Origin of the sequence: Mesobacillus harenae (genome assembly GCF_013343715.1) — a bacterium.
In the GTDB taxonomy this organism is placed as follows: Bacteria; Bacillota; Bacilli; order Bacillales; family Cytobacillaceae; genus Mesobacillus_A; species Mesobacillus_A harenae.
The window spans coordinates 218,851-240,843 of sequence record NZ_JABUNR010000003.1 but is presented as its reverse complement, the minus strand read 5'-3'; the positions used below and the strand labels follow the sequence as shown (position 1 = coordinate 240,843).

General features: G+C 41.8%; 27 protein-coding genes and 1 other annotated feature. Of the genes, 4 read left to right on the top strand and 23 right to left on the bottom strand.

Translation table 11 applies throughout. From position 1 onward, the window contains the following. Positions 1-18: 18 nt before the first annotated feature. Positions 19-666, bottom strand: a complete 648-nt coding sequence (locus HRJ06_RS05190; RefSeq protein ID WP_174729932.1) for a DUF421 domain-containing protein — start codon at positions 664-666, stop codon at positions 19-21. Positions 667-876: 210 nt separating this feature from the next. Between HRJ06_RS05190 and HRJ06_RS05185 the strand changes: the two genes are divergently transcribed. Next, positions 877-1,263, top strand: a complete 387-nt coding sequence (locus HRJ06_RS05185) for a TIGR04086 family membrane protein (protein ID WP_174729929.1) — start codon at positions 877-879, stop codon at positions 1,261-1,263. A 71-nt stretch (positions 1,264-1,334) separates the two neighbouring features. Here the strand turns inward: HRJ06_RS05185 and yajC are convergent, their stop codons facing one another. The 6 genes from yajC to ruvA all read right to left on the bottom strand — a co-directional run bounded on the left by yajC (position 1,335) and on the right by ruvA (position 5,952). Continuing rightward, positions 1,335-1,601: a preprotein translocase subunit YajC gene (gene yajC, locus HRJ06_RS05180; protein ID WP_174729926.1), complete on the bottom strand. Its 267-nt coding sequence runs from the start codon at positions 1,599-1,601 to the stop codon at positions 1,335-1,337. A gap of 37 nt (positions 1,602-1,638) precedes the next feature. Beyond that, positions 1,639-2,778, bottom strand: coding sequence for a tRNA guanosine(34) transglycosylase Tgt (gene tgt, locus HRJ06_RS05175; RefSeq protein ID WP_174729923.1), 1,140 nt, complete (start codon positions 2,776-2,778; stop codon positions 1,639-1,641). Positions 2,779-3,025: 247 nt separating this feature from the next. Beyond that, positions 3,026-4,054 (bottom strand): tRNA preQ1(34) S-adenosylmethionine ribosyltransferase-isomerase QueA, encoded by a 1,029-nt coding sequence (gene queA / locus HRJ06_RS05170; protein ID WP_174730252.1) that lies wholly within the window; start codon positions 4,052-4,054, stop codon positions 3,026-3,028. 26 nt (positions 4,055-4,080) lie between these two features. Continuing rightward, a complete protein-coding gene (locus HRJ06_RS05165; protein ID WP_174729920.1) occupies positions 4,081-4,287 on the bottom strand; it encodes a DUF2905 domain-containing protein in 207 nt (68 codons plus the stop codon). Next, on the bottom strand, positions 4,284-5,285 hold the full coding sequence (ruvB, locus tag HRJ06_RS05160) for a Holliday junction branch migration DNA helicase RuvB (RefSeq protein ID WP_174729918.1): 1,002 nt from the start codon (positions 5,283-5,285) through the stop codon (positions 4,284-4,286). The genes HRJ06_RS05165 and ruvB overlap by 4 nt, the downstream gene beginning before the upstream one ends. A 52-nt stretch (positions 5,286-5,337) precedes the next feature. Next, the gene (gene ruvA / locus HRJ06_RS05155) at positions 5,338-5,952 is read right to left on the bottom strand and encodes a Holliday junction branch migration protein RuvA (RefSeq protein WP_174729915.1); all 615 of its coding nucleotides are present in this window, start codon (positions 5,950-5,952) and stop codon (positions 5,338-5,340) included. Positions 5,953-6,092: 140 nt separating this feature from the next. On the opposite strand from ruvA, the gene HRJ06_RS05150 reads away from it, so the two are divergent. Then, a complete protein-coding gene (locus HRJ06_RS05150; protein WP_174729912.1) occupies positions 6,093-6,617 on the top strand; it encodes an endonuclease in 525 nt (174 codons plus the stop codon). A gap of 52 nt (positions 6,618-6,669) precedes the next feature. On the opposite strand, the gene HRJ06_RS05145 is transcribed toward HRJ06_RS05150, so the two are convergent. The 4 genes from HRJ06_RS05145 to safA all read right to left on the bottom strand — a co-directional run bounded on the left by HRJ06_RS05145 (position 6,670) and on the right by safA (position 11,070). Continuing rightward, positions 6,670-7,221, bottom strand: a complete 552-nt coding sequence (locus HRJ06_RS05145) for an intercompartmental signaling factor BofC (RefSeq protein ID WP_174729909.1) — start codon at positions 7,219-7,221, stop codon at positions 6,670-6,672. Between the two features lie 159 nt (positions 7,222-7,380). Then, positions 7,381-8,136: a YhcN/YlaJ family sporulation lipoprotein gene (locus HRJ06_RS05140; protein WP_242035137.1), complete on the bottom strand. Its 756-nt coding sequence runs from the start codon at positions 8,134-8,136 to the stop codon at positions 7,381-7,383. Between the two features lie 113 nt (positions 8,137-8,249). Then, positions 8,250-9,221, bottom strand: a complete 972-nt coding sequence (locus HRJ06_RS05135) for an aminoglycoside phosphotransferase family protein (protein ID WP_174729903.1) — start codon at positions 9,219-9,221, stop codon at positions 8,250-8,252. Next, entirely contained in the window at positions 9,211-11,070 is a 1,860-nt protein-coding gene (safA, locus tag HRJ06_RS05130) for a SafA/ExsA family spore coat assembly protein (protein ID WP_174729900.1), read from the bottom strand. Before safA ends, HRJ06_RS05135 begins: the two co-directional genes overlap by 11 nt. Positions 11,071-11,308: 238 nt before the next feature. Here safA and HRJ06_RS05125 point away from each other — a divergent pair, with 238 nt between their 5' ends. Further along, complete coding sequence (locus HRJ06_RS05125) at positions 11,309-11,848, top strand: transcription repressor NadR (RefSeq protein ID WP_174729897.1); 540 nt, start codon at positions 11,309-11,311, stop codon at positions 11,846-11,848. Positions 11,849-11,933: 85 nt separating this feature from the next. Beyond that, on the top strand, positions 11,934-12,071 hold the full coding sequence (locus HRJ06_RS05120) for a hypothetical protein (protein WP_174729894.1): 138 nt from the start codon (positions 11,934-11,936) through the stop codon (positions 12,069-12,071). Between the two features lie 302 nt (positions 12,072-12,373). Here HRJ06_RS05120 and pheA read toward each other — a convergent pair whose 3' ends face one another. The 12 genes from pheA to minC form a co-directional block, all read right to left on the bottom strand. Beyond that, positions 12,374-13,234, bottom strand: a complete 861-nt coding sequence (gene pheA, locus HRJ06_RS05115) for a prephenate dehydratase (RefSeq protein WP_174729891.1) — start codon at positions 13,232-13,234, stop codon at positions 12,374-12,376. A gap of 129 nt (positions 13,235-13,363) precedes the next feature. Then, positions 13,364-13,819: an ACT domain-containing protein gene (locus HRJ06_RS05110; protein ID WP_174729888.1), complete on the bottom strand. Its 456-nt coding sequence runs from the start codon at positions 13,817-13,819 to the stop codon at positions 13,364-13,366. 25 nt (positions 13,820-13,844) lie between these two features. Beyond that, a complete protein-coding gene (obgE, locus tag HRJ06_RS05105) occupies positions 13,845-15,137 on the bottom strand; it encodes a GTPase ObgE (protein WP_174729885.1) in 1,293 nt (430 codons plus the stop codon). Positions 15,138-15,194: 57 nt separating this feature from the next. Further along, positions 15,195-15,734, bottom strand: a complete 540-nt coding sequence (locus tag HRJ06_RS05100; RefSeq protein WP_174729882.1) for a Spo0B C-terminal domain-containing protein — start codon at positions 15,732-15,734, stop codon at positions 15,195-15,197. A 186-nt stretch (positions 15,735-15,920) separates the two neighbouring features. Beyond that, complete coding sequence (gene rpmA / locus HRJ06_RS05095) at positions 15,921-16,211, bottom strand: 50S ribosomal protein L27 (protein WP_174729879.1); 291 nt, start codon at positions 16,209-16,211, stop codon at positions 15,921-15,923. A gap of 12 nt (positions 16,212-16,223) precedes the next feature. Beyond that, positions 16,224-16,556 (bottom strand): ribosomal-processing cysteine protease Prp, encoded by a 333-nt coding sequence (locus HRJ06_RS05090; RefSeq protein ID WP_174729876.1) that lies wholly within the window; start codon positions 16,554-16,556, stop codon positions 16,224-16,226. A gap of 12 nt (positions 16,557-16,568) precedes the next feature. Next, on the bottom strand, positions 16,569-16,877 hold the full coding sequence (gene rplU / locus HRJ06_RS05085; RefSeq protein WP_174729873.1) for a 50S ribosomal protein L21: 309 nt from the start codon (positions 16,875-16,877) through the stop codon (positions 16,569-16,571). A 14-nt stretch (positions 16,878-16,891) separates the two neighbouring features. Next, positions 16,892-16,970: a sequence feature (ribosomal protein L21 leader region), on the bottom strand. 98 nt (positions 16,971-17,068) lie between these two features. Further along, on the bottom strand, positions 17,069-18,550 hold the full coding sequence (locus tag HRJ06_RS05080) for an Rne/Rng family ribonuclease (protein ID WP_174729870.1): 1,482 nt from the start codon (positions 18,548-18,550) through the stop codon (positions 17,069-17,071). A 42-nt stretch (positions 18,551-18,592) separates the two neighbouring features. Next, on the bottom strand, positions 18,593-19,456 hold the full coding sequence (locus HRJ06_RS05075) for a M50 family metallopeptidase (RefSeq protein ID WP_174729867.1): 864 nt from the start codon (positions 19,454-19,456) through the stop codon (positions 18,593-18,595). After that, entirely contained in the window at positions 19,449-20,222 is a 774-nt protein-coding gene (locus HRJ06_RS05070) for a M23 family metallopeptidase (protein ID WP_174729864.1), read from the bottom strand. Before HRJ06_RS05070 ends, HRJ06_RS05075 begins: the two co-directional genes overlap by 8 nt. A gap of 228 nt (positions 20,223-20,450) precedes the next feature. Continuing rightward, the gene (gene minD / locus HRJ06_RS05065; RefSeq protein ID WP_174729861.1) at positions 20,451-21,254 is read right to left on the bottom strand and encodes a septum site-determining protein MinD; all 804 of its coding nucleotides are present in this window, start codon (positions 21,252-21,254) and stop codon (positions 20,451-20,453) included. Next, positions 21,255-21,932 (bottom strand): septum site-determining protein MinC, encoded by a 678-nt coding sequence (gene minC / locus HRJ06_RS05060; protein WP_174729858.1) that lies wholly within the window; start codon positions 21,930-21,932, stop codon positions 21,255-21,257. Positions 21,933-21,993: the final 61 nt, after the last annotated feature.

The window sequence follows — 21,993 nt, the reverse complement described above, 5'->3', positions numbered from 1 at the left end:
GCTGCTTTCCGCAGCATGCTATTTTTCTATATCTTTAAGATCCACGTAGAATCGGTCATTTTGATAACTGCAGAATGAAATAGCTTTAATATCCTTATAACCAAGCGCCTTTAAATGCTGTCGAAGCCACAGGCTTGTTTTATCAATTCTTTCTAATCCATCCTCTTGTATTTCACCATCAAGAATCAGCGGAATCGTAATTTCGCCTTTTGCTTTCACCTTTTCAAATACGGATAATTTCCCAGAGGTTTCAAGAATTGCAAATTCCACATCGGATACATTTACAACATTGTTTTCTCTTAATTGCAGAAGCAGATCATCAAAATTGTACCTTTGTTCCCTCATTGCCTTTTCATCAATTTTGCCTTTATTTATTAAGATGGATGGACGACCGTCCACTATATCCCTAAATTTTTTATTTTTCATTGAAAAATATGCAAGTCCAATTTGGACTGCCATTAAAAGAAAGATCGGCAGCAGAGATCGGATGACTGGTTCGTTGGGACTTTCAATTGACAACACTACCAACTCAGCAATCATCATATAGATAACTAAATCTAATACACTTAGTTCACCAATCTCCCTCTTTCCCATCAGGCGGAATGTGATCAATATTACAACATACAAAAAGAGCGTCCTTAGCGCGATTAACAAATACTCTTCCATATTGGGTTCTCCCTTCGAATTAAAAAGGCTCAACTCTTATTTTGTATCGCTGGAAGAGAAACATAATCGGGAGTTGTTTCCAATTTGGAAGATAAATCAAAAATATTTATATTCTAATTTCAAAATGCCCTGAATATGCTTGTACTAATATAACTCAGCTGTTTATTACAGCTTGATCATGCCGTAATGGGAAGAAGGAGAGGGGAAAAAATGGAGTCAAGAAATATGGGGTTAGCCGTATTGTACGGGGTTACAGCAATCTTTGTACTAGCCATTGTCAGCAGTTTCATCTTCGCAAATATCCTTAGGTTTTCATCCGCAAATGAAGGCTCATTACAATTTATGATAACATCGGTTTCTTTTATTTCGCTTTTTGTCGGAGGTTTTTTATCGGGAGGAAGCGGAAAGCAAAAAGGATGGCTCCTTGGCGGTGCCACTGGATTGTTATATAGTTTAATTATCTTCCTATTTCAGTATTTGGGACTGGACAGCTTGTTTTCACTGGAGCAAATCGTCTATCATACATGCTATATTCTAACAGCAATGATGGGTGGAATCTTAGGTGTTAATCTGACATCAAAATCGAGGCAGGCATAGAAAGGTACAGCGGGAGAGCCCTTAAAATGTGAAAGGAAGCATGCCATCGGCAGCTTCCTTTTATTTTCTTATTAGTTGGCTTCTGTTACTTCACGAACTGCAGAGCGCTCGAACGTAAGACGGGTGCCATCGCCGCATTTAATAACAATAGTCCCCTCATCAAGAGCATCAACAAAACCGTGTAAGCCCCCGATTGTGATAACTTTGTCTCCCTTTTTCAAATCAGTTTGCATTTTCTGTACTGCTTTTTGTCGCTTCTGCTGAGGACGAATTAACAAAAAGTAAAAAAGAGCAAACATTAAGATCAGTGGAAACACTGTGCCTAATAATCCTTCCATTCCTTTTCCCCCCTTTCATAAAGCCAGACCCTCTTATCTAGAAGTTTTTTGCATCCGGTTTATTAAAGCCGTAACGTTCAAAAAACTCTTCTCTGAAATCACCCAGGCGGTCTTCTCTGATCGCCTGACGGACCTGCTCCATTAATTCTAGCAGAAAATATAAGTTATGGTAAGATGTAAGCCGAATTCCTAGGGATTCTTCACATTTTATCAAGTGCCTTATATAAGCCCTGCTATAATTACGGCATGTATAACAGCTGCAATTAGGATCTAGAGGACCAAAGTCCCTGGCGAACTTTGCGTTTTTCACAACAAGGCGCCCTTCGCTTGTCATTAATGTCCCATTTCTAGCGATACGGGTTGGCAGAACACAGTCAAACATATCAATTCCACGCAATGCCCCATCTATTAGTGAATCAGGCGATCCAACTCCCATCAGGTACCGTGGCTTATTGTCAGGAAGAAGCGGTGTAGTGAATTCCAACACCCGTTTCATTACGTCCTTAGGCTCACCAACAGACAGTCCGCCAACTGCATATCCAGGAAAATCCATGGATACGAGGTCTTTCGCACTCTGCTTTCTTAACTCCTCGAACTCTCCCCCCTGGACAATGCCAAATAGTCCTTGATCCTCTGGCCTTGAATGGGCTTGTAAGCATCTTTCTGCCCATCGGGACGTCCTCTCTACTGACTTTTGCATATACTCATAGGTGGCAGGAAAAGGCGGACACTCATCAAACGCCATCATAATATCGGAGCCTAGGGCATTTTGAATTTCCATCGCCTTTTCTGGCGATAAAAACAGCTTATCTCCGTTTAAATGATTTCGAAAATGTACCCCTTCTTCTTCAATTTTCCGGAACTCACTTAAACTGAATACCTGGAAACCACCAGAATCAGTTAAAATAGAACGGTCCCAATTCATAAATTTGTGTAGGCCCCCGGCCTCTTTAATAATTTCATGGCCAGGACGGAGCCAAAGATGATATGTGTTGCTCAGGATCATCCCCGCCCCCATCTCTTTAAGATCTTCGGGTGCCATTGTTTTAACTGTTGCCAGTGTTCCAACTGGCATAAAAGCAGGAGTATCAAACGAACCATGTGGTGTATGTACTCGGCCAAGCCTTGCTCCTGTTTGTTTACAAGTTTTTATTAATTCATATCGGATTGCAGTCAATCGATTGCTCTCCTTCCATATTTATTAAATCTTGAGAGATTGTCTTAACAGGTCGAAGAAATGTGTCCGGCAAAGACGATACTAAAGGTATCGATAACAACCAGGCCATTTTTAAGCCAGTAACTAGTCTCAGATTTTCTTTTCACTTTGATTCTAATAAAAGAGTTGTCAATAAGCGCTCGCCTACCACAAACAGTCTTACTTTCATAGCCATTATTTTGTAAATGGCACACTTTTTTAAACGTTTTTATAGGATTAGCATGGCATCCCCGAAGCTGAAAAACCGGTATCTTTGTTCAACAGCAGTCTTGTAAGCATGAAGGGTATTTTCACGTCCGGCAAGGGCACTAACCAGCATAATTAGGGTGGATTTTGGCAAATGGAAATTGGTAATCATTCCATCGATTGCTTTGAACTCATACCCTGGAAAAATAAAAATATCGGTCCAGCCGCTGTCAGCTGCAAACTCGCCGTTATGAGAAGTAGCAATCGTCTCCAGTGTTCTCGTTGAAGTAGTACCGACTGTTATAATTCTCCCGCCTTTACTGCGTACCTCATTAAGGAGCAAGGCAGTCCCTTCAGATACTTGATAAAATTCAGAGTGCATTTCGTGTTCATCCACATTTTCGGCACTGACAGGCCTAAAGGTGCCTAGCCCTACATGAAGAGTAATAAACGTAACATGAACACCCTTTTCTGTTAATTCTTCAAGCAGTTCCTCCGTAAAATGAAGTCCTGCAGTAGGAGCTGCGGCTGAGCCTCGCTCTCTCGCAAAAACTGTTTGATAGCGGTCTCGGTCATCCAGCTGCTCCTTGATATAGGGCGGAAGCGGCATTTCTCCCAGCTGTTCCAGGACTTCATAAAAAATACCCTCATAAGAGAATCTGAGCAAACGTCCGCCATGGTCTGATTCACCAACACACTCTGCTTTGAGCAGCCCATTTCCAAATTCTAAAAGAGCCCCTTTTTTCACCCGTTTTGCTGGCTTAATCAAGGTTTCCCAAACATCATTTTCTTCCTGCTTGAGAAGAAGAACTTCGATCTTCGCCCCAGTTTCCTGTTTAAGTCCAAAAAGTCTTGCAGGCAGAACACGCGTATCATTGAGAACTAAACAGTCCCCTGGCTGAATATGGTCTATTATATTTTTAAAAATATCATGTTCCATCTCGCCCGTCTGTTTATTGAGAACTAGCAGCCTGCTCTCCGCTCTTTTTTCAAGTGGAGTTTGAGCGATTAATTCTTCTGGCAGATGGAAATCAAACAAATCTACTTTCATCATGTCACCCTTTTAATGTAGGTTTATTATCTGAAGCGTCCAATAAAATAAAAAATAGCCGAGAGTATGATACTAATCAGAATCGAAGTGACAACAGGAAAGTAAAAAGTTGCATTGCCTTTTTTAACCACGATATCACCCGGCAATTTTCCGATCTGAATGAATTGCATTAAGAGGCCGATCACAAAAATAACGACACCAGCCAGCATAAGCATTTTACCGATTGCGGTCATTCTGAAGGTACCTCCATTTGGAAATGCTGGTATACCATCGGGGTTACAATTCTCCCCCGCGGTGTGCGCTGCAGAAAGCCAATTTGAAGCAAATATGGCTCATAGACGTCTTCAATAGTATGAGCTTCCTCACCTATCGTAGCTGCTATTGTTTCAAGTCCAACAGGGCCCCCGCGGTATTTTTCTATAATCCCCTTAAGTAATTTATGGTCAATATGATCCAGTCCTAAACGGTCTACCTGCAGCAAGTTAAGTGCTTGCTCGGCTAGTTCGTTATCAATTGAGCCATCGCCTCTTACTTGTGCAAAGTCTCTTACTCTTTTTAAAAGCCTGTTGGCAATCCTCGGCGTTCCCCTTGACCTTCTGGCTATTTCTTCTGCTGCCCTACCGCCAATTGTAGTTTCAAGTACTTCTGAAGTCCGAACAACAATTTCAGTTAACTGAGTTTCATTATAGTATTCCAGCCTGCATAATACTCCAAACCTATCTCTTAAAGGAGCTGATAAAGATCCAGCTCTTGTCGTAGCTCCAACAAGTGTAAATGGCGGTAAATCAAGCCGGACTGAACGAGCACTAGGACCTTTCCCGATAACAATGTCAAGGCAGAAGTCTTCCATAGCAGGGTATAATATCTCTTCAATTGACCGTGGCAGCCGATGAATTTCATCTATAAACAGGACATCCCCAGGCTCTAATGCCGTTAGAATTGCCGCAAGGTCACCAGGCCTTTCAATTGCTGGCCCGGATGTAGTACGAAGGTTTACGTTCATTTCATTTGCTATGATCGCAGCAAGGGTAGTTTTTCCCAAACCCGGCGGTCCATACAACAAAACATGATCCAGTGTTTCCTTCCGCAGCCTTGCCGCTTCAATAAAAACATCAAGGTTTTCTTTCACCTTGTCCTGGCCAATGTATTGCCTTAATGTTTGCGGACGCAGGCTTTGTTCAAAAGAAAAATCCTGGTCTCCGGCTTCACTGGAAATAATCCGTTCTTCCATTTGTCCATCACCTTTTTGTTTAATATCTCATGGCAAAGGGTGTATAAAACAGTTACTTTAAAAGTTTTTGCAGCGCCTTTTTTATATATTGGTCAGTAGAAAGGTTTTCTTTTCTTAATTCTGGAACAACCTTTTTAATTTCTCTCTCTGAATAGCCTAATGCTTTGAGAGCTAGAAGAGCCTCTTCCAGAGCCTCTTCCTCCTGGCTCATTTTAGAAGTAACGGTTTCATCCGTGTTAAATAAATTCGGAAAATAATCAGGAACAAGATCATTAAGCTTCCCTTTTAAATCCAAAATCATCTGTCTTGCTGTCTTTTTCCCTACCCCTGGAAACTTGACCAGAAAGGCTTCGTCTTCATTTTCAATGGCCTGGACCACTTGATTTGGCTGTCCAGAAGCAAGAATGGCTAAAGCGCCTTTTGGGCCGATGCCAGACACGTTTAGCAGCCTAGTGAATAATCCCTTTTCTTCCCGGCTTTGGAAACCGTAAAGGGCTAATACATCTTCCCTTACATAATGATAAGTGAAAACCTTAATCTCTTGCCCAGCTTCTTTTGAATATATAAAAGGATTTGGCGTCATAATTTGATAGCCGATCCCGTTATTCTCTATAACTATGTATTCCGGGCCCACGAAATCAATCGTTCCCTTTACAAAATCAAGCAATATTCCTCGCCCCTCCGCATAACTGTACCTCATTGTACCATACAACTTTTAAAGGGATGAAGAAAAAAGTTGCGCTTTTGGAATCTCCTCCTATATAATGGGAATGTTGTTAAATTTACCATTTAGGGGAGAAGTAAAAAATGAAAAAACTTTTAGCTTTATTGGCAGCTTTCACAATTGTTTTTGCTGTTGTCGGTTGTTCAGCTGAGGAAGAAAATGCTGACAAGGATAACGGTGCTGCTGAGGAAAATACAGCCGAATTAACAGATCAGGCTAAATCCAAAATGTATAATTCAATTCGAGTAGCTGAAGGCAAGGTAAACGAAGTTTTTGCCAAGGAAACTGTTTCAGCTGAAGATCCAACTTTCGTGATCAACTCATCATTTGCTGACGAGGCATCTGCTGTTGAATTTTTATCAAAGTATTATAATGAAGACACAGCGAAAGAAATCTACGCTCACTATGCAACTGAAGAAAAAACAGATGATGGCAGAATGATTGTGAACCAGGAATCCTATTTCCCAGCTTCCATCCTTACAACAACTCAAGAAGATGTTACAGTTGAAGGTGACGCTAATAAGGGAACTGTTACAGCTCCTGAAGATGTTGTCTATACTGTTGAGTTAGCAGAAGGTAAATACATCATAACAGGTGTTGAAAAATAGCAGAATGTTAAAAAGGACCCGTATAGGGTCCTTTTTTACGTGTGCAGAAGTTTTAATGCTTTTCTATCCTCGTGTAAGGTTTGTATGTTTCAAGGACTTTTTCATATTCATCCTTTGACTTAATAGGGATTCCTTGATTCAGCTTTTCTCTCTTCGTACTTTCCAGCTTTCCTAAATCCAGCTGAAAGAAGGATTGAATAATATTTGTGTGATCCGGACGGCCATTAAATATCGTTAAAACTCCTTCATCTGATAAACCGAAGTAGCCATTTGTTTTTAAAAGAGGAGAAATATCATCCACATGCTGTCTAAAAACAATTTCAGACTCTTCCATTTCGATCAGCTGCCATGCATCATATTTTGCCCAGAAGTCCTCCATTGACCAGATAGTCTCCATGACGGTCTCTTCACTTTTTTCACCGTCAAGATAAACTCTTTCCAAGTGTAAAGTTATCCTAAGAGGGCTGATTTCTTCAGCAGCGAAGACTGGCCTATCCCAAAAGCTGATGCTCCCCAGGCTGGCTGCAGGACTGGCATTTAATTCCCTGCTGCCAAAAACAGCTAAAACGATAAACATTACACAGGCAAATAACTTGGGCCGCATGGCCGATCACCTCAATTTAGATCAGAAGTATTTCTGCATTAATAGTTTGACCAAAACTTGGCTAAATATCCTGAAAAAACATAGAACATAATAAAGTGAGCAAGGTTATCAATAGCTCAACTGAAAAGAAGGCAAAGCAGATTATGCTTTGCCTTCTCTTTATTGTGAAATTCTGTTATTGGCACGTTCTTTAAGTGTTCTAAAAAGGTCCTTCATATCCAAATTAATTTGTTCATGAGGGCCGCCATCCCTTAGATCATTATCAAGGTTGCGTATTCTGCTGAAGGTTCCCTCATCGGTCACTACAGTGCAAGATCTGCCACGAAGATACGGCCTGACAGCCTTTTGGATGTCTCTTTTTGTTTCCTGCTCCCTGCTGTAGTCAGTCAAGTCCACAGCTATTAAGACATTACTTCCATAAATCACTGACCGAACATCCTCTACATTCCTAACTAAGCCAGTTGTATCGGCGATTTTCTCTGATAAATCACCTTCATAGGCATAGTAATAGGAACTCCGCGGCTGTGAAGTATTATCGTCCAGGTGGCCATGATAATTTGCATCTCCATGGGAGAATCGATTATCTCTCTGGAAAAAGTTATGATCGTGATCTGCAAGCGGTACAGATGGATTAGGCGGATTTCCATTTTCATCTCTAGTCTGCAGTCTTGTCTGGCGTTGGTTATTTATTTCCCTGCCTTCATCACCATAAGAGTAATCATATATCTCTGTTAGTGGGCCTTCCCTATTATCTAAAGTCCTTGCATTCCCATTTTCCGAATCCCTGTTTGAATAATATGCTAGTGGGTGAGCCCGCCCATCATCCTGAGCTCCTTGATCGCCATTGACTCCGCAGGCGGATAGGCCTGCTGTTATGACTAATGCTAAAGGTACAATTAACGGCTTGTTACGCAAGCGGAAAACCCCCTTCGCTGTCATCGAGCAAAAAATCTGCTCATTTATAGGGTATCAGCGAAGCAGGGTTTTCATGCTGTCAGTTAAGACCAATTAAAACTTCCCATTTCCTATTATGTTTCCGTTTTTTCAAAAATAGTTTTTACAAAGCTCCTCCTCAAATTGAGCTGATTCATGGTAAGGCCTGTAACATATAAGACTCGCTGAGGATTATTTTGCTGGCCGTTGCGGATTAACCGATTCCATTCCCTTAATATATCGGCTGGATAGGCAAGTGCATATAAAAATTCTTTATCCTTGGTGTATGAATTAATGGTATTTAGTTTGGAAAGTTCTTTCAATGACCATCCAAGAAAAGGCAGGATTCTATTTGAATACTGAAGTAAATCATACCTTTCTGGTCCGATAGCAGTTAAATCAAAGTCAATAATATAAAGGCCGCCACTAACATGCCTTATAAAATTATGATGTGCCACATCACCATGCAAAATAACTTGCTCCTCTGCGATTGGCTGGTCTCTTTCCATTCCCTTCAAAGCTTGCTCTGCCCAGCAGCAAATTTCAATTAAAAACTTCTGATCAATAAAACCACTTATGATGGACAGGTTATGATTAAATTGAATTAATCTTTCTTTCCATTTTCTATAAAGGCTTGTATGAGGCAGTTTTTTTGAGAACTCTTGAACTATAGGCTTTGAAGCGGCATGAAATTTACTTAGAAGATGTAATCCGTCTTGACGGTCTTTTTTTCGTTTATAGTTAAATACCGGCAATCCGGGCTGGATATATTCCTGAAAAGAATAATATTCATTATCTAAGAAAATCGGCTTATTCATGGAAAGAAATTCGGGAACTTGGGAAAATCCCTCCGTTTTTAAAGCACTAGTTAAATCTGCCTGTATCTTAATGTGCTCCAGGCTAGGAAATCCTTTCAAAATGGTAATCGCATCTTTGGTCGTTATTTTAATCACTTGATTACGGATGAATTCAGTTTTTAAAATTTTAAATGGCAGCTGGCTTTGTAAATAGGAGAAGAGACGATTTTGTTGATAATCGTCTCTTCTTTTATTGAAATTAATAATCATTACTTTCGTCGTCGACCCGCGGCATTCCTATTGAATCTTGAGGAGGCCCATAGTTATAGGGAGCTATCTGCTGCTGGTCATATGGTGTTCCATAGTAGGGAGCGGCTCCTGGAGAAGGGCCATACGGCATCATACCTCCCCCTCCGCATCCACAATCATATGGCATATATCCATGCATTGGTGCTTGCTGCATTCCAGGCATACCATAAGGATCAAACGCACCCTGTACTTGTGGCGGCATTTGATGCGGCATCTGGTAATCCGTCATTCCCTGAACCTGTGGCGGCATTTGATGCGGCATCTGGTAATCCGTCATTCCCTGAACCTGTGGCGGCATTTGATGCGGCATCTGGTAATCCGTCATTCCCTGAACCTGCGGCGGCATTTGATGCGGCATCTGGTAATCCGTCATTCCCTGAACCTGCGGCGGCATTTGATGCGGCATCTGATAGTCCGTCATTCCCTGAACCTGCGGCGGCATTTGATGCGGCATCTGATAGTCCGTCATTCCCTGAACCTGTGGCGGCATTTGGTGCGGCATCTGATAGTCCGTCATTCCCTGAACCTGCGGCGGCATTTGATGCGGCATCTGATAGTCCGTTATTCCCTGAACCTGCGGCGGCATTTGATGCGGCATTATGGTATATGGGGTGCATGGATAACCTGGTCCAGGCATAACAGGTGACATGGGCATCAGATCTTCTGGATAACAAGGTATCTCCATTCCCGGTGCTGTCTGCGCTCCCTGCACTTGCGGCGGCATCTGATAGTCCGACATTCCCTGCACTTGTGGCGGCATCTGGTAGTCCGACATTCCCTGCACTTGTGGCGGCATCTGGTAGTCCGACATTCCCTGCACTTGTGGCGGCATCTGGTGCGGCATTTGGTAGTAAGGCATCTGATAGTCCATGTTACCATGCATTTGAGGCATTGCTGGCATATTCGGTGTAAAGCCGCTTGATTCCATGCCTGGCTGATCAAAATAAGCGTTATCTACTTCAGGACTCATTCCTTGGTAGCCTGGCATTGGGTGTTGGGGCATCTGGCTGTGATTTTGAAAATTAGGCTGATTCATCATTTGCTGATTAGGGTAACCTGTGCCTTGCATGCCAGGATAGACGGGATAATTATTTTGCGGGTAAGGTATCATTGACTGATGGTGACCTCCTTGGTGTATAGGTACTAATGGTGATGATTCTTCTTCGGTAAATTGATTGTTATCTAATTTAATATCCGGCTTTATGTCCGGGAATAGATTGTCTGGTTTAAGCGGAAGCTGCGGTTGCATTTTCGGCTGTTCCAGAGGTTTTGTTTTTGGCTGTTTTAGCTGCGGTGTCTGAGGTAGCTGTTTTTCCTCTGGCATAACATGTTTTGGCTGTGATTTTGGCTGGGGTTTCGGCTGCAAGGGCTGCTGCTTTGGCGGTTGCTGAACCGACATGTTGGCCATGTTAAGCGTATAATAATTATTGATATCGATTTCTGGGATTACTGGCTGCGGCATTTTGGGCTTATATGGCTTTTTAGGGACTTCCTTAGGAACTTCGGCCTTCGGAACCTCTTTTGGTACCTTCATTTCTGGCGTTGGCTTTGGCTGTTCTTTCGGATGCTCCTTAACGGGCATTTCCTTTTTTGTACCCATATTGATTTTCGCCTGGGCTCCAGGCCCTGTTTGTGGGGATTCTTTCTTTATCGTTCCCCCAGTAGTCGGGACTTTTATTTTCATGCCGGGCATAATCATATCAGGGTTGCTGAGCTGTGAGTTTAATTTCTTCAGCTCTTCAAAGTTCACGCCGTACTTTTTGGCGATCTTCCAAAGAGTATCCCCTTTCTGTACGATATGGATTTTCACTCTGATTTCCCTCCTATGCATAAGTCCATATATTGTATGTCGGGATGGGCAAATTGCTAACGTTCTTCACAAAAACTTATGCGATTTATGAAAAGAATATGATGAGAAGGAATTAATTTATAACTTCCCCACATGAGTCTTTCGAGAGGCTAAGCTTAAGCGCAGTACTTGTTCTCAGTATGCTGCCTATGCCTTAAAACAGCTTTTATGGTACAATTCAGCACTGAGGTGAGGGTATATGAAGGAACAAAAAAAGATTTTAGGTGAAGACAGAAGAAATCTTATTTTACAAATATTATTTAATAGAAAAGAACCAATTACAGGAGGAGAGTTAGCTGCATTGGCAAATGTCAGCCGCCAGGTGATTGTTGGGGATATTACGTTGCTAAAAGCAAAAAATGAACCGATTTTAGCTACTAGCCAAGGCTACTTGTACCTGCCTTCTCCGTCCCGTGCTCACATGTTTGAGCAGATAATTGCCTGCTATCACTCAACCAACAAAACTGAAGATGAGCTAAACCTTCTTGTCGACCATGGGGTGACAGTTAAAGACGTAAAAGTTGAACATCCAGTCTATGGAGATATAACTGCGTCCATTATGGTTTCCAATCGGAGAGAGGTCCAGCTTTTCATGAAAAAAGTCAGACTAACAAACGCAGCCTATTTAGCTGATTTAACTGATGGATTTCACCTTCACTCTATTACAGCACCTACCCAAAGGGCTCTTAATGAGGCTTCAAAAGCCATGAAAGAAGCTAACTACCTACTAGATATATAAAACGGAACCCATTTTTTATGGAGAAAAAGGCTGCTGCGGAAGTGGAAACAAATCTCTTACCGCTGGTTTCTAGGATATGTATACCATGAAGAAAGTGCTACGCAAACGTGCATTACAGAAAAATTCATTAAGAAAAAGGCAAGCATGGCGAAGTCAGGTACTTGAGTTAATTGCTAATGGCAGACTGTCAGGCAAGCAACTTCCTAAAAAGGGTTCTGATTGAGAGCATTCTGAACCTGTTTACCATAGTGTAATGCACGAAAACATCTCGAAATGGATTACGCAATTCCTGCGTGAGCGGTCTAATTCCTGTATGCCAAATCAATGTCGTGCGGGTGGGTCAGGGGACAGTGCAGACCTCACAGTGCTAAACCAGGAAGGCGGGAACGCCCGTGGAAAGCAAAGTTGGAACGGAGACCAGTGTCCTGAGTTTAAATGCAAAAAAAGACTGTAACAACCTCAATTCCATTGAGATTGTTACAGTCTGACCCTGCTTTTTCAGTTAGGGATTCTCATTTTTCAATCTTAATTGCCGCGAAGCTTAAAGGACGGATAGCTGCCAAGACAATTGACTGAGCATCCCAATGCCTCCATCTCTGAAATGGCTCCTGGAATTAGAACATCATCCATTTTCATTTCGATATCAACAATGAAAAAGTAATTCCCCAAACCGGTTTTCATTGGCCTGGATTCGATCTTAGACAAATTAAGATTCCGCCATGCCAGTGCAGAAAGGACCTGGTGAAGAGCACCGGCTTGATCTGACGGCAAAGTAATCATTAAAGTCGTTTTATATCCTTGAAATGTGTCTTTTGTTTTCTCGTTTATCTCATGAGGCCTTTTTGAAAGAATCACAAAGCGTGTATGGTTATGGCTGTAATCATGTATATCAGGTTTGACGATAACAAGGCCGTACTCCTCAGCGGATAAGCTATTCCCAACCGCAGCTGCATTCATTTGGGGGTTCTCCTTCAAAAACAGAGCTGCCGCTGCGGTTGAAGTTTTATTTTCAAATTTAGTTCTCGGAAACTGACTATGTAAAAACTTGTGGCATTGAGCCAGGGCATGTGAGTGGCTGCAAATTAATTCTGCCTCATGCCAGCGATTTTGATTATCTGGATGAACCATAAGATGCTGTTTAATAGGAGCTGTCATCTCTCCTATAATTTTCAAATCTGCTTCATGAATTAAATAGTCCAGTGTAATATTGACTGATCCTTCCAGTGCATTTTCGAGCGGAACGACCGCCACATCCACTTCTCCTGACATTGCTGCATCCATACTTTCCGGAATTGTTAGAAACGGTAATGATTCCGATTCATCAAACATTTCACGGACAGCCAGGTCTGTAAAGGTTGCCCGGGGGCCAAGAAAACCTGCTTTCAATGTTTGTATCCTCCCTTATAACTTTCTATTCTGTCTATTTTTCCCCTAATAAAAGTGCAGAGAGGTCCCCTGCACAAAATCCTTAAAATAAAACTGGCTGAGAACAGGTTTTAAAAACAGTTACCTGTCTTATGCACCTGAACCCAGCACTTCTACCTTGTCAACAAATTCAAGCCTGCGAAGCTTATTCAGCATTTCATCCATTTCAACCACCATTTCTGTCACGTTTAAAGACATCGTAACATTAGCCCTTCCCTGTAAAGGGATTGTCTGGTGAATGGTCAAAACATTGCATCCAGTTGAGGCAACTACCCCAAGCAGCTCGGAAAGCGTACCTGATCGATCTTCAAGGTGAAAAAATAAGGTAATAATTCTTTCCTTGACGACTGTATGAAATGCGAACACTGTATCTCTATATTTATAAAAGGCACTGCGGCTTAGATCAACCTTGTTAACGGCTTCCCAAACAGACTCCGCTCTTCCCCGTTCAATCATTTCCTTGGCCTCTAGAGTTTTTTTCATTGCTTCTGGCAGTACATCTTCCCTGACAAGATAAAATTTTCTATCAAATTTATTTTGCTTCATTTCTCCACCCCGTCAATTGCGAAGGTTAATCCACAAACTCAAATTCGTACTCAAGCAGCTTCACGATGTCGCCATCCTTGGCCCCTCTCGCTCTTAAAGCATCATCTACACCCATGCCCCTAAGCTGCCTGGAAAATCTTCGGACAGACTCTTCCCTGGAGAAGTCAGTCATTTTAAACAGTTTTTCAAGCTTGCTGCCGGCTACAACAAATGCTCCGTCAGGGTTTCTTGTTATGACAAATTCCTCCTGTTGGCCCTCATGTTTATAAAGAACCCGGTTAACATCAGATTCTTCTTCCTCTTCTTCAAACATCGGAAATTCGGGAGTCTTTTCAAGAGTATCGGCAACTGTAAATAGCAGATCCTTTAATCCCTCACGAGTAACAGCCGAGATCGGATATACTGGATAATCGTCGTCAAGCTGTTCTTTAAACTTTTTTAGATTATCAGCCGCTTCTGGCATGTCCATTTTATTGGCAACAATAATTTGCGGCCTTTCTGTAAGGCGCAGATTATACTCCTTCAGCTCTCTGTTTATTGTCAAATAATCATCGTATGGATCACGGCCTTCAGTGGCTGCCATATCAATCACATGGACAATGACGCGGGTTCTTTCAATATGTCTAAGGAATTGATGGCCGAGTCCCACACCAGAATGTGCACCTTCAATTAATCCGGGCAAATCGGCAAGGACAAAAGTCCTTCCATCTCCCGTCTCCACCATTCCAAGATTCGGAACGATTGTTGTAAAGTGGTATTCAGCAATTTTAGGCTTTGCCGAAGAAACAACAGATAAAAGTGTGGATTTTCCTACACTTGGAAAGCCAACCAAACCAACATCTGCAAGAAGCTTCAATTCTAGAATAACGTTTTTCTCCTGGCCAGGTTCTCCATTTTCGGATAGCTCTGGAGCTGGGTTCGCTGGTGTTGCGAACCGTGAATTTCCTCTGCCGCCTCTTCCGCCTTTAGCAATAATGACCTGCTGGCCATGTTCCACCAAGTCGCCTATAACCTCATTTGTTTCTTCATCCATCACAATTGTACCTGGAGGAACTTTTACGATCATCGGCTTGGAATTCTTACCATGCTGGTTTTTCGACATGCCATGCTCTCCGCGGGGAGCTTTAAAATTGCGTTTATACCTGAAGTCCATTAAGGTTCTTAATCCTTCTTCGACTTCAAAAACGACGTCGCCGCCCTTTCCTCCGTCACCACCTGCAGGCCCGCCTTTAGGTATATACTTTTCACGGCGGAAAGCAACCATACCATCGCCTCCATCGCCGCCTTTTACAAATATTTTTACTTGATCGACAAACATTTAAATCAATCCACCTGTCTACAGTTTGTTATATTCCAGGGATGTTATCATTCTTCCCTAGCAGGCGTGCATAAAAACTTCCAGGGCCAGCTCATTTCCATCAAGAACTTCAATATTAACGGACATGTTCTCAACGTGTGACTCCTTAAGGAAGCTTTCTACCCGTTCTTTATCTATTATTATTCCGCTAAAATCAAAAAAGAAACGGATTCCTTTATCCTGAGGTTCAACCGTAACAAATAAATGATTCTCCTGAAAAGCTTCAATGGAAGTATGTAATTCCTCAAAAAGTCCCCGAGTCCATCGAGCAAGCTTCTGATCACCTTCATTATGTGTGTTTGGGGAATCCATCACTTCGAATTCTAAAGTGAAGTGGTAGCTGTCCCAGTTAGAGGTTAGCAGCAACGAGGAAAACTGAGGAAGGTTTAAATTAGAAAGCTTTGCCTCCTGCTGAGTCTCCAGCACAATTTCATTGATAATTTCTTTTACGCGGTCCATTTTGTTAAGGTCCAAATTGCCTTTAATTAATTGAAGTTTATTAAGCCAATCATGCCTTGCATGTCTTAACACCTCAATGGTGTCCCACTGTTTTCTCATAAAAATACTCCTAGTCATTAAACGGGTTGCTGTAAGTATATCAAAAAAGCAGGAATGAGTAAGCAATTAATGCAAAATTTGGCACTTTATACGGCCAAACTCAGCTATAGCCGTTTCTGCACAGCAAGGTTTATGTAAAAAATAAAACTCTAACCTCACCGGTTAGAGTTTTATTTGTTTATATTTTTATGCTTCTTGTGCTGCTGGGTATACACTAACTTGCTTGCGGTCGCGGCCTAAACGTTCAAACTTAACAACGCCGTCAACTTTTGCAAATAGAGTATCGTCACCGCCACGGCCAACGTTTACACCAGGGTAAATTTTAGTTCCGCGCTGGCGGTAAAGGATGGAACCACCGGAAACGAACTGTCCGTCCGCACGCTTAGCGCCAAGGCGCTTAGAGATAGAGTCACGGCCGTTCTTTGTAGAACCTACTCCTTTTTTAGAAGCGAAAAACTGAAGATCCAATCTTAACATTTGTTCCACCTCCTACTGTTTAAAAGTTATTTTTATATGTTTTCCGTAGTCTTGTTCAATCGTCTGCAATGAAACGACCATCGCTTCAAGCAGCAGCTGTACTTTCTCTTGCGCACTTTCAGAAAGACCATCTGGTATAACGCAGTGGAGAAAGCCATCGGCTCCCTGTTCGATCTGAGGATTTACTCCTGTTAAGGTTATAACAGAGTTTACCGCTCCAAAGGAAACGGCTGACACTCCCGCGCAGACAATATCGCTGCCGCGATCGGCAAATCCTGCATGGCCGCTTATTGTAAAGGATTGAATCTGTCCGGATTTTGTACGATTAATCGTTGCACCGATCATCTTAAACCTGCCTTACGCGTTGATCTTTTCAATCACAACTTTTGTAAATGGCTGACGATGACCTTGCTTTTTACGCTGGTTCTTTTTAGCTTTGTACTTGAAAACGATAATTTTCTTTTGACGGCCTTGTTTTTCAACTTTTGCTGTAACAGTAGCACCTTCAACTAGTGGGCTTCCTACTTTTACATCTTCACCGCCAACGAAAAGAACTTTTTCAAAAGTAACTGTTTCGCCTTCTCCTGCGTTAAGCTTTTCGATGAAGATAGCTTGGCCTTCTTCAACACGAATTTGCTTGCCGCCTGTTTCGATAATTGCGTACATTCCACTGCACCTCCTTATAAACTCAGACTCGCCATTCCCAGGCGTTTGCTTAAAGCAAATCTTAGTACCTGTTCTGTGCGGTTGTAGCACGGGTGCTACAATCAATAACATGAAAATATTATCATATTTGACTAGTAAGTGTCAACATAATCTTTTCTTATCGTGCTTTCGCAAGCTTTGTTGTTTAATTATTATGTGATAGCTTTTACAGCTAACTCTTTTTCGCTTCCAAACAGACGAATTTCATAAGCAGGTCTTGGAGAATCAAGAACTGAAAAAATCAATTTAAAGCCTAAGGCCGATTCTAGCCTTTTTTTCCTTTCTGCAGCACCAGTAAATACCTCAGCCACCCCTGTTGTAGCTGCAACCAAGACGGCTTCATGATCAGCACGCGAATGCTCCATCAGCTCGCGCTCGAGTTTGCCGGCAACCGTGCCAGAGGTTAAAACTTTTCCGTTCCCCTTGCATACTTGGCAGCTTTCCATCATTGCTTCTGAAAGAGAGGGTTTTGTTTTTGCTCGTGTTATTTGCAGAATTCCTAGCGGGGTAAACCCAATTACCTTTGTTTTGCGTTCATCCAGTCTAAGAGCCGCCTCCATTTGGGCAAGCACTTTTTGCCGAGAGGCGTTTTCCTTCATATCTATAAAATCAACTAAAATAATGCCTCCAACATCCCTTAACTTCAGCTGGCGGGCAATTTCGTTTGCTGCCTCACGGTTTGTTTTAACTGCCGTGTCTTCCAGGTTCGTGCTTCCTGAAAACTTCCCCGTATTAACATCAATAATAGTTAAGGCTTCTGTTTCATCTATTATAAGAAAGGCGCCGCTTTCCAGCCAAATAACACGGGTTAGCGCCTTATCAACTTCAGCTTCAAGCTGAAACGCAGCAAAAATATTTTCCAATGAGGTATGAAGTGTAATCCCCGCCTGATTTTCTCCAGTTTGGAAAGACTTTTCCAGTCTTTGCTTAAACTTAAGGTCATTTACAAGCACCTCGCACTCTGTAAGCTTGGACAGTTCAGCTGATACTTCTTCGAAAAACGGATCTTTTACTTCAATGATTCCCGGCTTTTTAAGAGCAGCTCCCTTTTTCAACAAAACTTGATAATCACTTCTCAGCTTTTCAAGTTCTTCTTTAATTGTTATTTCGCTGCTTTCCTCACTTTCTGTACGAAAAATGAGCCCTTCATTAGCTGTTTTGAGAGAGTAACCCAGCTCCCTCAAGCTGCTGCGCATAAGATCAGGCTGTATTTTCTTAGATACGGCAACCGTATTGCCCGTCGGCATATAGATGATGTTTTTCCCCTGAAACTCAAAAAGACCTGTTAGCCTAGGTCCTTTTGATCCAGCTGCATCCTTCTCGATTTTAACTAAGAGTTTTTCTCCCTGATGAACGAATGAGCCTACGCTTTTGTTTCGCTTCACTTCCAATGGCTCAGAAGAAGCAGCATACGCAGCTAATTTATCCCGGTGTAGCAATCCATTTTTTTCTCCGCCCAAATTTACAAAGACAGCATTCATTCCAGGCAGTACCTTTTCAACCGTACCTGCAAAAACATTCCCGACCTGTGACTCCTGTCCGGGCTGTATAATAGATAGTTTTATGAGTTTGTTATTTTCAAGCAGAGCAAAGCGCTTCTCGCTCGCTGCCGCATCTATAATTAATCTGTTCATCCAATCCCCACTTTTCAGCTATTCCATCCTAGATTATCGCATTCAATAGCTGTAAAGCAAATCGCCAATTTTTGCTGTTAACTGCTTTTCTGCAAAAAAGGCATGGAGAATCTCATTTTCATCAAGGGCCGTCTCTTCCCCATTTACTTCAACAATAATCGGGTGTTTACACCCGCGCTGAAACTTCTCCAAAACCGTGATAAGCAGATCTTTTTCAGAGACCTTTATCGTCTTTAGGGTACGGAATTCCGCTTCTTTACCGTAGTGCCTTTCAAGCAAAAACCTCAAAAAAACAAACCGGCGGTGCTTCCATTCCCGGAAAATCGAGAAAACTAAAAAGCTTACTACAATCCATATGTTTAAAGTTAATGGTACCGTAAAGATAAGAACTGTAACAAAACAGCATAAAGCAATTATCGAACCAATAACCATCTGTCTGTGTGCATCAGTAAAGGAAGACTTCATTGAAAGAAACAGGAAAACAAGTTTCCCTCCATCAAGCGGCCAGATTGGCAATAAATTAAAGAAAAGGACCATCAGGTTATACTGGACGAACAGCAGATAATAGTGTTCAGGAACCAAGCCGAGCTTTAAAAAAAGAAAAGACAGTCCAATCAGCCAGATATGCTGAGCCGGACCGGCTAAAACGACAATTGCCTCTTCCTTAAGCGGCCGATTACCATGCTCATCCAGTTCAGCCACCCCGCCGAACGGCAGCATAGAGATACTTTTGATTCTCCATGAAAAAAACGAAGCGGCTGTTGCGTGCCCCAGCTCGTGAATAAAAATGATCAGCAGCATCATTGATAATTCAATAAAATGGGCTGTCATGACAGCTAGTGCGATTACAAGCCATAAAAGTGGGTGAACCCGGATTTTCCCCAATAGAAATAAGGCTTTATTCAAATCGTATCACCTGAATGGGATCAATAAAATTGTCCCCTTTTTTAATAGCAAATAAGAAGGAACCCTTTGTTTGGTCCTCATTTTCCGATGATTTACCAACCTTTGTTCCTTTTTTAATGAATTCATAAAGGTTCACATTAATCTCGTCCAAGTTTCCATACCATGATTCACTTTTATCAGCATGCTGGATAACGACCGTTTTTCCGAAACCTTCCTCTACCCCAACTTTTATCACAAGACCTTCGTTCATTGCTTCAACTTCGGCGTCTTTACCCGTTTCAATTGTTATACTCTGTCCGTTGGCATCAAAGTCTTTTAAGATTCTGCTTCCTGACGCAGGGAGGGCATACTGCTGTCCATTTAAATCCTCTTCCTCTACAGTCTTTTTACCTGGAAGCAATGCCAGCGGCTTTCCAAATTGATCCTCATACCAGCTTGAGACAGAAGCAAATTGAAAATCTTTTTCCAATGCGCTTTTAACAAGATTTTTTGCAGGATCTAGCTTTGTGTTTGGTTCTCGGAACAAGATGGCTATGATTAAAACAAGACAAGCTGATATTAATATTTTAAAAATAAATACTTCTTTTCGAAATAAAGGGTGATTCCCTTCTCCTGAATTCCCATTTAAAGAAGGAAACTTATCGTATCCGTACCGTTCTTCATCTTCAGCCAGGAAAAAGCGGCGCTGAAGATCTGTATCTGCTTTCTCACGATCTTTTTTTCGCTTGGCAATTCTTTTCCGTAATTCATCCGCTCTCGAACTCATCCTTTTTCCCACCAATCCCCATAGCCTATTTGTACAAGTTTATGAGTTGTCCTAAGGGAGTATGACTATGAGTTCAGAAAACTGAAAGCATCTTTTTCTGGGAAAGGAAAGACATTTCATAAAAAAATCGCATGCAACGCACTCGAGTATATACAATTTGAATTCTAAATAAAAAAAACCAGGAGCAAGGTCCCGGCCTGAAAGATTACGTTCCTGTATAAATGGAGATTAGCGAACACCGAAAAATCGTTTTATTTTAGTAAAAACACCTTTATTTTCTTCTTCAAGAGGCTGGAGCGGAATCGACTCACCTAGAATCCTTCTAGCTATATTTCGATAAGCAATGGATGCTTTGCTGGTCGGATTAAGTGCTATAGGCTCACCATGATTAGAAGCTTTTATTACTTCATCATCATCTGCAACAATACCAATAAGGTCAATAGATAAGTGAGTAGTGATTTCGTCTACATCAAGCATATCCCCGTTTTTCATCATATGATTGCGGATTCGGTTAATGATCAGTTTTGGAGGTTCAATCCCCTCTTCTTTTTCAAGTAATCCAATAATACGATCAGCATCACGAACAGCTGATATTTCCGGAGTTGTGACTACGATGGCTTTGTCTGCACCAGCAACTGCGTTTTTATAGCCTTGCTCAATCCCTGCAGGACAATCAATCACGATATAATCATAATCCTGTTTTAATTCATTAATTAGCTTTTTCATTTGGGACGGCTGAACAGCATTTTTATCTGTGGTCTGTGCAGCAGGAAGTAAATATAGCAAATCTTCAAACCGCTTATCTTTAACTAGGGCTTGGTGAATTTTACATCTTCCATTAATCACATCGACCAAATCATAAATAATCCGGTTTTCCAGCCCCATAACTACATCTAAATTTCGAAGGCCGATATCTGTGTCCACTAAACAAACTTTTTTCCCCTGTAAGGCTAGAGCTGTTCCGAGATTCGCAGACGTGGTTGTTTTACCAACTCCGCCTTTTCCGGATGTAATAACAATTGCCTCTCCCATTTAGCTTCCCCCTTCGAATCTTGTTAAATTAGGTCTGAGACGCATTAAAACTTGTAATCTATCAACAACAATCTGCTGATCTTCCGATATGTAGGCGCATTCCATTGAGCGGCTTTCGTCCTCTGCAGCCTGATCAGGAGCCCTGTTAATGCAGTCCGAAATCCTTAGCTGTGAAGGTTTCATTACAGATGCAGCAATGATCACCTGATCGTTTCCTGAAACACCTGCATGCGCAATTCCCCTTAATGCTCCCATCACAAAAATGTTCCCTCCGGCTTTAACCGTTCCACCTGGATTTACATCGCCAATCAGCAGCAAATCACCCGGAACTTCTAGTACCTGGCCAGAACGAATCACTTTGGCTATGGTGGATATCTCACTCTCTAGCTTTAATCGATCGGCATCTTTTTTTGTTATAACATTTGATTCTACTTCTTCGACAACAAGATTTTTCTTTTGTCGAATCAAGCTTTTAAGTTCTTCTTCCTGCTTTGTACTTAAATATCGGTTCCCCACCTTAACCCTGACGGATATTAGACGGTCTTCCTGGTCTCTTGAATTAGCTGAAAGCTTCTTAGTCAGTTCGTTCTTTAACTCTTCAAACGAACATAAATCATCTAGATGGAGTGTTAGTCCATCTTTTGTACCTTTTATCGTCACATTTTGTGTTTTTTTCATACTGGATGTTCACCCCGAGTATAAAAGAAATTCGACAGCAGCTGTCTGAACTCCTTTTTTC